We start from the raw sequence: 9,479 nt of genomic DNA, 5'->3' as shown, positions 1-9,479 counted from the left end.
TGCGCCGACAAGTTCAAGGAAGAGCTGTCCTCCCTCTGCAAGGACTTGACGCTCGACATCCAAAGCGGTGAGGCCGTCTGTCTCTATGAAGACCCCGTGACCCCCAAACAGATCCTCAAAAAAGCCAACAAGACGGGCCTCCCGACGAAGTGCGTCGGCGAGGTCCGAATCGACGGCTAGCGGGAAGGTCAGAACCTCCAAGACGCCGCCGCACGGATCCGGTAATCCGGAACCGACTGAAAGGCCGTGTTGTGGATCAGCACCGGGATGTCCGCCCCCAGGTTGGCGCTCAAATGCTCCGTCCAGGTGAAGAGGAAATCCGGTCCCAGGGAGACGGTTGTGAGGCCCGTGTCGTCCACCGGCATGCCCGCCAGGTCATCCAGCCCCTTGTGCTCTCCGGACACCCTCGCGAGGGCCGCCAGCGTGAAATTGTGCCTCAGGAAGACGTAGCCTCCCAGCCCTAAGTTCCAATGGAGGTCGTTGGCGAAGCGGTAATCGATCGTGCCCCGGCTCCGGATGGCATACTGGATGTCGGAGGTGGCGAGGAACCGGCGCCACCGCGTATAGATCTTGGTCCCTACGACGCCGTCGAAGGATCCGCTGCCCAGCGTCAGGTCATGGCCGTGGACGCCGCTTCGTTCGTTCGGATCCGCCGGATCCATGTCCTCGTTCAATTCCTCTTTCAGGCGGCTCGTCGAGCCCGTGGGGAACTTGACCCCTCCCAAGAGATGCCAGCTCAAGCTAAAGCGCTCGGTGAATTTCTGATAGGGCTGGAAGCGGCCCACGAGGGACATGTCGCCGAGACCGGCCACGGTTCCCGTCTCGACGGCGCCGCCCTCCACGCGCCGGAAGGAGCGGACGATCACCGGCAGCGTCAGCTGCAGGCCGGCGTACTTGTTGAAATCGTAGCTCCCGAAAATCTGGGTGATGGAACTGTCCAGGAACTGGCCGAAGGGGTTCGGCTGGGTCTTGCTGTCGTCCTTCAGCGTTCCGAAATGCGTGAACTGTTCCGCAACGCCGGCGCCGAAGCCCCGGCCGTCCAGGCCCGAGGCGTTGGTCGCGCTGTAGATGGCGCAGAGGTCGCAGGCCTCCGCGATCCCGCCCCAGGGAGCCAAGGCGCAGAGGAGCGCCAAGGCGAAGAAAAGCCGATGTTTCATGTTTTCCTCGAGAATGAGTTGACCGATGTTGGTCGAGGGTTGATGCTTTTGAAGTCAATCAACTGGCCAGGCGCTTTATCCCAAGGGAAACGAGGAGCGCAAGCCCGAACCCGGCCACGATGGCGGGCCCCGTCGGGAGGTCCCAGAAATACGAGGCCGCGATCCCTCCCACGCTCGTGACCGTGCCGACCGCCCAGCCCATGAAAATCCGGCCGCGCAAGCCTCCGTAAAACAGCATGCTGCAGAGGGCGGGGACGATGAGGAACGAGAAGACGAGAAGGATGCCCCCGATTTGGACCGAGCTCGTGATGACGAGGCCGAACGAGACGTAAAACATCAGGTCCCAAAGCCAGACCTTGAGGCCCCGGCGGGCGGCCTCCTCGGGATCGGTCGAGACCAGGAGGAATCGACCCCGGAGCGCGTAGTGAAAAAGTCCGATGACGAGATAGATCAGCGCCGTCTTGACGATGTGCGGCCAGGAGACCCAGAGGATGTTGCCCGAGAGGATGTATTTGAGGTGCTCCGAACCGTGGGGGATCCGGTCGGACAGGAGGATCGCCAGGGCCGAGCTCACCGCGAAGGAGACCCCGATCAAGGCCTCCTGAGGGATCCTTTCGTGCCGGAAGTAGGCGAAGAAGAGGGCGGCCAGGCAGGTGAAGCCGAGGGCGAAGAAGTATGCGGTCTGGCTTCCGGGCTCGAATCCCACGAGGAAGGCGACCGTCATCCCGAGCGCCGCGATCTGGGCGAGAGCGATGTCGACGAAGATGACGCCCCGGCTCACGACGTGGATGCCCAGGTACGTATGAATGCCCGTCAAGATCAGGCAGGCCGCGAAGGCCGGCAGGAGAAAGACAAACGCGTTCATAAAGCCCCTTTCAGCCTACCGATCAGGGCCTCGAAGAGGTCCTCGTAGGTCCTGATGCCCGGCTCGCCGCCGACGGAAGTCGGGAGGATCAGCACCTTCGCGCCCGTTTTTTCCGCCAGCTCCCGCGACGGTTTGGGATCGTAGTAATTCTCCGTGATGATCAGGGGGATCTTTTCCGTCTGAATGAGCTGGATCAGCGACAGAAGATGGGAGGGATTGGGGGGGATGCCCGGCTTGGGCTCGATCAGCCCCTCCACCTTTAACCCCGTCCAGTCGACGAAATACGAAAAGCTCTTGTGATGGGTGATGACCTTTTTTCCGCGAAAAGGCGCCGCCTCCTTTTCCCAGGTTGCGATCCGGTCCGAGAGCCGTTTTTCGAAATCCGCGTAATTTCCGGTGAATTTTGAGGCGTTCGCGGGGTCCAGCTCCCCGAGCCTTTGCGCGATCTTCTTGGCGATGACGAGCCCGTTCCGGGGGTTCATCCAATAATGGGGGTTGCCCTCGGGATGGACGTCCCCCATCGAGCGGTCCACGGGGCCGGTCGGGATTTCCAGGATGTTCAGCTCTTGGGCCGCGTTCAGAAACCCGTTCTGCCCCGGTTGGATCTTGGGATTCCGCGACTGCGTGATGAGGACGGGGAGCCACCCCGATTCGAGCTCGAGGCCCGCCTCGATCAGGAGGTCCGCCTTGTTGAGCATCAGGGCGAAACTGGGCTTGGGCTCGAGATAGTGGGGATCTTGATCCCCCCGCGCGATCGTCTGCGTTTCCACCAGATCGCCTCCCACCTCCCGGGCGAGGGCGGCGAGGTCGGGGATCGACCCGACGACCTTCAACTTGGCGCGGGCGGATAAGGGCGCGCTAAAAGCTATGAGCGCCGTGAGGACCCATATTAAATTGCATTTGGAGAAAGGCTTCATGTTGTTCCCTCGCGATTCCATCCGTGTGAATGAGATTGTATTGACCCCTCAGGTGAAAAAATTCGGTCGCGACGAAGGTGATTTGCGGCGAGAGGCCCCACTGCCGGTTTCCCTCGTCGGGGAGTCCGATCCTTTCGCCGCGGATCCCCGCCTCCCACCGGCGCGCAAAGCGCCAGATGAGCTGTGAATAGAGTCCGCCTTCCACCCGCGTGCCGCCGACGTCTTCCAATCGTCTCAGGAAATATTCCGTCTGCCACTTGAGACCGCGGCGCTCGGAGGGTTTCCAGCGGAAGTAGAGGTCGGCCCCGTAGATCTGCGTCATGTTGCCGGGGGCCGTGTCGTTGAAACCCACCGCGCCGGAGAGACCGATCTGGCCCGCCAGATTCGTCGTCACGTCGAAGCCGTTCTTCCAATGCCCGAGGTAGGCGAAGTCCTGCTTGCGGGCCCCGTCGAAGTTCCCCGCGTTTTCTCCCTGGAGAAACTCGAAGGAGAGCTCGGAATACCAGGGGAGGGGGAAAAGGACGGAGAGTTCGGCCCCCAATTCATGAAACCCCTCCGGGCCGAAGAAATAGCGGTTCGTGAAGGAGTTATCGACAAAGTCGAGCTGTTCTAAGTGCTGGGTATTCTGGCGGCCGAACCGGGCGAGCAACTTCCCGCCCCGGATCTGGAGGTTCCAGGGGAGCGACACGGTCGTGACGGTCGCCTCTTCGACCTCGACGCCGTCCTCTTTAAACAGGATGAAGACGTCGCCGCGCACATACGGGTCGATCGCCGACTGGAGCGCCAACTCCACGCCCTGAAAATTGAAGCCGGTCCGCGATGGGTTTTCCCCCAGGTCGGACCCCGGGTCGTCTCGGAACCAGGCGCCGGCGATAGAGCCGATGAGGCTGATATCAGGAATGAGGGCCTTCCGCCCGGAGGCCGGGACCTTCCAGAGGAGGATTTGCTTCTCTTGAGCGGGTTGTGTCTCCTGGGCCGATGCCGTCCAGCCGAGGCACAGGCACCCGAACAGGGTGGCGACGCGCAAACGTGCACGCATTTGAGGCTCCTTACGACGGAACAATCTTGAAATATGCGGTCTTCTTAGGAGAGGGCGGCCGGTGGGGCGCGTTGCGGGACCTGGCCGGTCAGAAGGACCAGGAGGGGATCCGCCTGGACGACGGAAACCGTCCCCTCCGAGGGGGCGCAAGGAGGGCCTTGGAACGCCGCAGCGACCCCGGAGGCCTTCCCCTCCTTGGAAAAATGACAGATGGAGCAGTGCGAGGACTGGCTGTGTTGGGCCTGGTCTTCGTGGTAATGCAAGGGGAGACAAACCGCCGTGAAGAGAACCGCGGCCGCAGAAAGGGCCAGCCCGATTTTCCGGAAGACGGTTCGCATGGAACGGCGCGTACGTCATTCCTTCGGTGCCCGTCAAGATCATTGCTCATCGGCGCCGTTCGAGCGATAGAAGGCCCATGACCTCTCAAACCGCTTTCTTTCTCGTGAAGGTCGTCCTTTCCGGCATCCTCATCGCCGCGATCAGCGAGGCGGCCAAGACCTTCCCGAAGGGCGCCGCCCTCCTGACGGCCCTGCCGATGATGACGTTCCTGTCGCTCATCTGGATCTACTTTGAAAAGCGGGACTTGAATCTCTTGGCGATCTACACGAAGGACGTCATCCTCTGGGTGATCCCCAGCTTCGCTTTTTTCGTCGCGGCCTATTTCCTCTTCAAACACAAGGTCCCGTTCGTCGTCTCGATGGCCTTGGCGACCGCCGCCTTGGGGATAGGCGTTTGGGTCTTCGAAAAGGCGGGGTTCTTGAAATAGGGGCGCTGAGTCCGTCCCAAAGTGCGGATTTCACATTTATGTCACATTGCTGTAACATTTAGCGCCGATTGTGGGAGCCACTCTTTCTTCGAAAGCGCGTTCAGGGCATTGGATGCCACAGGAGCTGAGACGTGAAGATACTCATTATCGAAGACGACAACGACATCTCAGAGTTGGTCGACTACAACCTGCGGCAGGAAAAGTTTACCACCGAGGTCAGCAAGAACGGCGCCGACGGGCTTGCCAAGGCCCGCCGGGTCCAGCCGGACCTGGTCATCTTGGATCTCATGCTGCCGGACATGCAGGGCTTGGAGGTCTGCCGCAGCCTCAAGAACGACGCGAAAACCAAGAACATCCCGGTGCTCATCTTGACCGCCAAGGGCGAGGAGGTGGACCGGATCGTGGGATTCGAGGTGGGGGCCGACGATTATTTGGCGAAGCCCTTTAGCCCGCGCGAGCTGGTCCTCCGCGTGAAGGCGATCTTAAGACGGATCAAGGATCGCGAATTCATCGAAAACGCCCAGCCTCAGTCCTTCGGGACCCTGAACATCGACCCCGCCCGCTTCCAGGTCAAGGTGGGGAAAGACGAGGTCCGGCTCACCGCCATCGAGTTCAAGCTCCTTCAGTATCTGCTCTCCAACCGCGGCCGGGTGGCCACGCGGGATTTGCTCCTGGACCGTGTCTGGGGCTACGACGCGGCGCTGACGACCCGGACCGTCGACACCCACATCAAACGCCTCCGGGAGAAATTGGGACGGGCGGGGGATTACATCGAAACCATCCGCGGGATCGGTTATCGTTTCAAAGAGAGGGTCGAGTAACCGCGTGGCATCCCTGTGAAATCAAAGATCGCTTGGAAGCTCTTCGCCGCGTTCTTGATCGTCGCTGCGTGGGCCCTCGTCGTTTCGTACGCGACCCTCGTCCCCCGGATCGACCGTTTCCTGGTCGCCGACATCGAGAAGAACCTAGTCCAGAAAGCGAACTTGATCCGCGACCACGTCGAATCGCTGGATGATGCCCAATGGGGTCCTCGCGAGGCCGATGCCCTGGCGGACCGCATGTCGCGCGAGATCGGGGCGCGCGTGACGATCATCGCGCCGGACGGAAAGGTTCTGGGCGATTCGGAGCTGGATGACGCCGACCTGGAACGCGTCGAGAACCACCTTCAAAGACCCGAAATCCAGCAAGCCATCGACGCCGATTTCGGGTCGTCGCGACGCCACTCCGCGACCATACGGACCGATCTCCTCTACGTGGCCGTGAAGACCCGGCGTGGCTTTGCCCGTGTCGCGTTGCCCCTGAAAGTCATCGCCAACACCGAGGCCGAGATCCGGAGGTCGATTGTTGCCGCGGCGTTGGTCGCCTTGGGCATCGCCGGATTGATGGGGCTCATCCTCTCGCGGTCCGTCGTGCGCTCCCTCCTGCGGATGTCGGAGATCGCCCAGCGGATCTCGCGGGGAGACTTCTCCAAACGCCTCTATTCCATCCCGAAGGACGAGATCGGGACGCTCGCCCGAGCCGTCAACGCCATGGCGGACGGTTTGGAGACACAGTGGGGGGAATTGAAGCGCGAAAAGAATCAACTCGCGACGATCTTGGACGGCATGATCGAAGGCGTGCTCGTGACGAACGCGAAGGGCGAGATGGTCCTCGTGAATCCGGCGCTGACCGCCATGCTGGGCTTGTCCGGTGACTGGGCGGGGAAGACGGTCTTGGAATGTCTCCGCAACGCGGCCGTCAACGACGCCGTGGAAAGGGCTCTCTCGGAAAAGATGCCGCAGGAGCATGAAATCCAGATCTTCGTCGGCGGGCAGGAGAGGAACGTCGTCGTCCATGCGGCGCCTCTGCATGAGGGGTCGGTCTCCGTCTTTTACGACGTGAGCAATATCCGGAGGCTCGAGAACGTCCGGAAGGAATTCGTAGCGAACGTCTCGCACGAGCTCAAGACGCCGCTCACCTGCATCCGTGGCTACGCCGAGACCCTCCGGGGCGGGGCCCTGGAGGACCCCTCCGCCGCGCGGCGCTTCGTGGAAAAGATCGAGACCAACGCCTCCCAGCTCCAGAACCTGGTCGAGGACATCCTGATGCTCTCGCAGATCGAGTCGGGCCGGTTGGAGATCGCCTTGGCGCCGACCCCTCTTAAGCCCGCCGTCGACGCCATCTGCGATGAGTTTTCGGAGATGGCCCGCGCGAAGAAGATAGAACTACAGAACCGGGTGGGCGGAGGCGTCGCCGCCCAGGCCGATCCCCAGGCCTTCCGCCAGATTCTGGGCAATCTGGTGGAAAACGCCCTCAAGTACACGTCCGAGGGCGGGACGGTGACGGTCACCGCCGAGACGAAGGGCGGATTCTGCCGGTTGGCGGTCGCGGATTCGGGCATCGGCATCCCCGAGGCGGATCTGCCGCGCGTTTTTGAAAGGTTCTACCGGGTCGACAAGGCACGCTCGCGCCAGATGGGGGGGACGGGGCTCGGGCTTGCCATCGTCAAGCACCTGGTCCAGGCCCACGGGGGTGAGGTGGGCGTGAACAGCGAGGTTGGAAAAGGTTCCGAATTCTGGTTCACGATTCCCTTGGAGAAGACGACATGAAAACCATCGCGTTGATCGCCCACGACGGGAAAAAGGCCGAGATGGTCGAGTTCGTGAAGGACAACCTCGAGCTGATCCGGAAATTCAAGCTCGTTGCGACGGGGACGACGGGCAAGTACGTGGAAAAGGCGGGACTGCCCGTCACGAAGTTCGAGCGCGGCCCGAACGGCGGCGACGCGCAGATCGCCGCGATGATCGTCGAGAAGAAGATCGACGGCATCATCTTCCTCCGGGATCCCCTGGGCATCCATCCCCACGAGCCGGACATCTTCATGCTCCTTCGGCTCGCAGACGTGCACAACATCCCCCTCGCCACGAACCTCGCCTCGGCCAGCATCCTGATCCGGGGGCTGGCGTCCTAATCGTCTTTTCGCCGTTCCTCCACGGTCATCCGGTACCCGACGCCCGGCTCGTTGATGAGCCACTTGGGTCGCGCGGGTGTGGACTCGATCTTGTGCCGGAGCTGGTGCATGTGGACGCGCAAATAGTCCCCCCGCTCGGCGTAAGCCGCCCCCCACACCTCCGTCAGGATCTGGCGCTGGGTCAGCACCTTGCCGGCATGATGGGCGAGCAACGTGAGGATCTTGTATTCCGTCGGCGTCAGGTGGACCTCGCGGTCGCCGACGAAGACCTGGCGCTTCACGAAATCGATCCGAAGCGCTCCGTTTTCGAAGAGCGGCAAGTCCTCCCCGCTCGCCCTCTGGGCGTCGTGGCGCAAAGCGACACGGATGCGGGCGAGCAGCTCGCCGACGCCGAAGGGTTTGGTGAGATAGTCGTCGGCGCCGAGGTCCAGGGCGTTGATCTTGTCCTGCTCGTTGCCGCGGGCGGTCAGGACGATCACCGGCACCTTCGACCATTCGCGCAGGTTTTTCAGAAAGTCGATCCCGTCCATGTCGGGCAATCCCAAATCCAAGACGACGAGGTCCGGATTGCGCGTCGCCACTTCGGACAAGCCCTGCTTGCCCTGCACGGATTCGAGGTAGGCGTAACCGTTGCTTTCGAGGCCGACCTTCAGGAATTGCCGGATTTGCGAGTCGTCCTCGACGACCAGGACCGATGGATTCGTGGTGGTCATGCGGCCTTTCCTCCGTTTTCGAGAGGCAACGAAAAATAGAACAAGCTTCCGCCGCCGTCACGGTCCTTGACGCCGATCTCGCCCTGGTGGGCCTTGAGAATGCCCTGGCAGATCGCGAGCCCAAGGCCGCTGCCCCAAACGTCCTTTTTGCCGCTTCGGTAGAATTTCTCGAAAATCCGGGATTGCTCCGGCGCCGGCACACCCGGACCGCGATCCGCGATCTCGACCGTCACCTTGGCTCCGTTTCTCCGGGCGCGGATGTCGATGGGCGAGCCGGCGGCCGTGTACCGCGAGGCGTTCTCCAGGAGATTGATCAAGACTTGTTCGATCAGGAGACCATCCATGGGCACGAGCGGCAGGTCGTCGGGGATCTCCGTGGCGATCCTGCGGTCCTTCAAAAGCGCATCAAGACGATTCAAGGCGCTACCGATGATCTCCTCGATCGACTGCAATTCCTTTTTGATATTGATATGGCCCGCTTCGATCTTCGTGATTTGCAGGATGTTCTCCACCAGGCGGTTCAGATGGGCGGATTCGTCGTCGATCGATTCCAGGAGGCGGCGGCGGTCCTCCGGGGAAAGCTTATGGTCCTCGGTCAGGAGAGTGCCCGCCGCGCCGGAAATCGACGTCAACGGCGTCCGGAGGTCGTGGGAAAAGGAACTGAGCAGGGAGCTCATCATCGCCTCCCGTTCCGCCGCGATCTGGGCCTGATTGGCCTTTTCCGCGTTGCGCCTCAATTGAACCATCAGGCGGCCGGTCAGGACGGTCACCCCCAGCATAATCAGAAAGGTTACGGAATATTTCGCATCCGCAACGACGAAGGTCAGATAGGGGGGAACGAAGAAGAAGTCAAACAAGGCCACGCTCAAAACGGCCGAAACGACCGAAGGCCCCTGGCCGTACCGCACCGCGATCAGGACATTGGCCAGAAGATAGGTCATGACCAAATTGGCGATCTCGATGCGGGGGAAGACCAGTTTGGCGAACGCCGTCCAGCCGGCGATCAAAAGAACGGAAAGTAGATAGCGGTACGAGGATTTCATGGTGAGCTTCGGTTGAGATAGAGCCTATT

At 61.6% G+C, this 9,479-nt stretch carries 12 protein-coding genes; 5 read left to right on the top strand and 7 right to left on the bottom strand.

The features are described from left to right. A partial coding sequence (locus VLJ37_10355) for a hypothetical protein (protein ID HSA60072.1) occupies positions 1-180 on the top strand: 180 nt, incomplete at its 5' end. Positions 181-188: 8 nt separating this feature from the next. Here VLJ37_10355 and VLJ37_10350 read toward each other — a convergent pair. The 5 genes from VLJ37_10350 to VLJ37_10330 are packed head-to-tail and all read right to left on the bottom strand — an operon-like array spanning position 189 to position 4,316. Further along, entirely contained in the window at positions 189-1,157 is a 969-nt protein-coding gene (locus VLJ37_10350; protein ID HSA60071.1) for a hypothetical protein, read from the bottom strand. Between the two features lie 58 nt (positions 1,158-1,215). Then, entirely contained in the window at positions 1,216-2,022 is an 807-nt protein-coding gene (locus VLJ37_10345; protein HSA60070.1) for a metal ABC transporter permease, read from the bottom strand. Further along, the gene (locus VLJ37_10340; protein HSA60069.1) at positions 2,019-2,855 is read right to left on the bottom strand and encodes a metal ABC transporter substrate-binding protein; all 837 of its coding nucleotides are present in this window, start codon (positions 2,853-2,855) and stop codon (positions 2,019-2,021) included. Before VLJ37_10340 ends, VLJ37_10345 begins: the two co-directional genes overlap by 4 nt. Positions 2,856-2,880: 25 nt before the next feature. After that, positions 2,881-3,978, bottom strand: coding sequence for a hypothetical protein (locus tag VLJ37_10335; GenBank protein ID HSA60068.1), 1,098 nt, complete (start codon positions 3,976-3,978; stop codon positions 2,881-2,883). A 44-nt stretch (positions 3,979-4,022) separates the two neighbouring features. Then, complete coding sequence (locus VLJ37_10330; protein HSA60067.1) at positions 4,023-4,316, bottom strand: hypothetical protein; 294 nt, start codon at positions 4,314-4,316, stop codon at positions 4,023-4,025. Positions 4,317-4,393: 77 nt separating this feature from the next. Here VLJ37_10330 and VLJ37_10325 point away from each other — a divergent pair, with 77 nt between their 5' ends. From VLJ37_10325 to VLJ37_10310, 4 genes are all read left to right on the top strand, one after another. Further along, positions 4,394-4,744 carry a DUF3147 family protein gene (locus VLJ37_10325; GenBank protein HSA60066.1) on the top strand — a complete coding sequence of 117 codons (351 nt, stop codon included), beginning with the start codon at positions 4,394-4,396 and terminating at the stop codon, positions 4,742-4,744. A 131-nt stretch (positions 4,745-4,875) separates the two neighbouring features. Further along, positions 4,876-5,565: a response regulator transcription factor gene (locus VLJ37_10320; GenBank protein HSA60065.1), complete on the top strand. Its 690-nt coding sequence runs from the start codon at positions 4,876-4,878 to the stop codon at positions 5,563-5,565. A gap of 15 nt (positions 5,566-5,580) precedes the next feature. After that, positions 5,581-7,332 carry an ATP-binding protein gene (locus VLJ37_10315; GenBank protein HSA60064.1) on the top strand — a complete coding sequence of 584 codons (1,752 nt, stop codon included), beginning with the start codon at positions 5,581-5,583 and terminating at the stop codon, positions 7,330-7,332. Beyond that, positions 7,329-7,694: a methylglyoxal synthase gene (locus VLJ37_10310; protein ID HSA60063.1), complete on the top strand. Its 366-nt coding sequence runs from the start codon at positions 7,329-7,331 to the stop codon at positions 7,692-7,694. Before VLJ37_10315 ends, VLJ37_10310 begins: the two co-directional genes overlap by 4 nt. On the opposite strand, the gene VLJ37_10305 is transcribed toward VLJ37_10310, so the two are convergent. Both VLJ37_10305 and VLJ37_10300 read right to left on the bottom strand, forming a co-directional pair. Then, on the bottom strand, positions 7,691-8,407 hold the full coding sequence (locus VLJ37_10305; GenBank protein ID HSA60062.1) for a response regulator: 717 nt from the start codon (positions 8,405-8,407) through the stop codon (positions 7,691-7,693). The two genes, VLJ37_10310 and VLJ37_10305, sit on opposite strands and share 4 nt — an antisense overlap. Continuing rightward, positions 8,404-9,450, bottom strand: a complete 1,047-nt coding sequence (locus VLJ37_10300) for a DUF4118 domain-containing protein (protein ID HSA60061.1) — start codon at positions 9,448-9,450, stop codon at positions 8,404-8,406. The genes VLJ37_10305 and VLJ37_10300 overlap by 4 nt, the downstream gene beginning before the upstream one ends. Between the last annotated feature and the right edge of the window lie 29 nt (positions 9,451-9,479).

The organism is bacterium (genome assembly GCA_035454885.1).
Classification (GTDB): Bacteria; UBA10199; UBA10199; order JACPAL01.
The sequence above is the reverse complement of the archived record's forward strand: the minus strand, read 5'-3'. Positions and strand labels throughout refer to the sequence as shown.

Coding starts and splice junctions, on each gene's coding strand:
- VLJ37_10325 (HSA60066.1), top strand. CDS start 4,394: ATGACCTCTCAAACCGCTTTCTTTCTCGTGAAGGTCGTCCTTTCCGGC.
- VLJ37_10300 (HSA60061.1), bottom strand. CDS start 9,450: ATGAAATCCTCGTACCGCTATCTACTTTCCGTTCTTTTGATCGCCGGC.
- VLJ37_10305 (HSA60062.1), bottom strand. CDS start 8,407: ATGACCACCACGAATCCATCGGTCCTGGTCGTCGAGGACGACTCGCAA.
- VLJ37_10330 (HSA60067.1), bottom strand. CDS start 4,316: ATGCGAACCGTCTTCCGGAAAATCGGGCTGGCCCTTTCTGCGGCCGCG.
- VLJ37_10335 (HSA60068.1), bottom strand. CDS start 3,978: ATGCGTGCACGTTTGCGCGTCGCCACCCTGTTCGGGTGCCTGTGCCTC.
- VLJ37_10345 (HSA60070.1), bottom strand. CDS start 2,022: ATGAACGCGTTTGTCTTTCTCCTGCCGGCCTTCGCGGCCTGCCTGATC.
- VLJ37_10350 (HSA60071.1), bottom strand. CDS start 1,157: ATGAAACATCGGCTTTTCTTCGCCTTGGCGCTCCTCTGCGCCTTGGCT.
- VLJ37_10310 (HSA60063.1), top strand. CDS start 7,329: ATGAAAACCATCGCGTTGATCGCCCACGACGGGAAAAAGGCCGAGATG.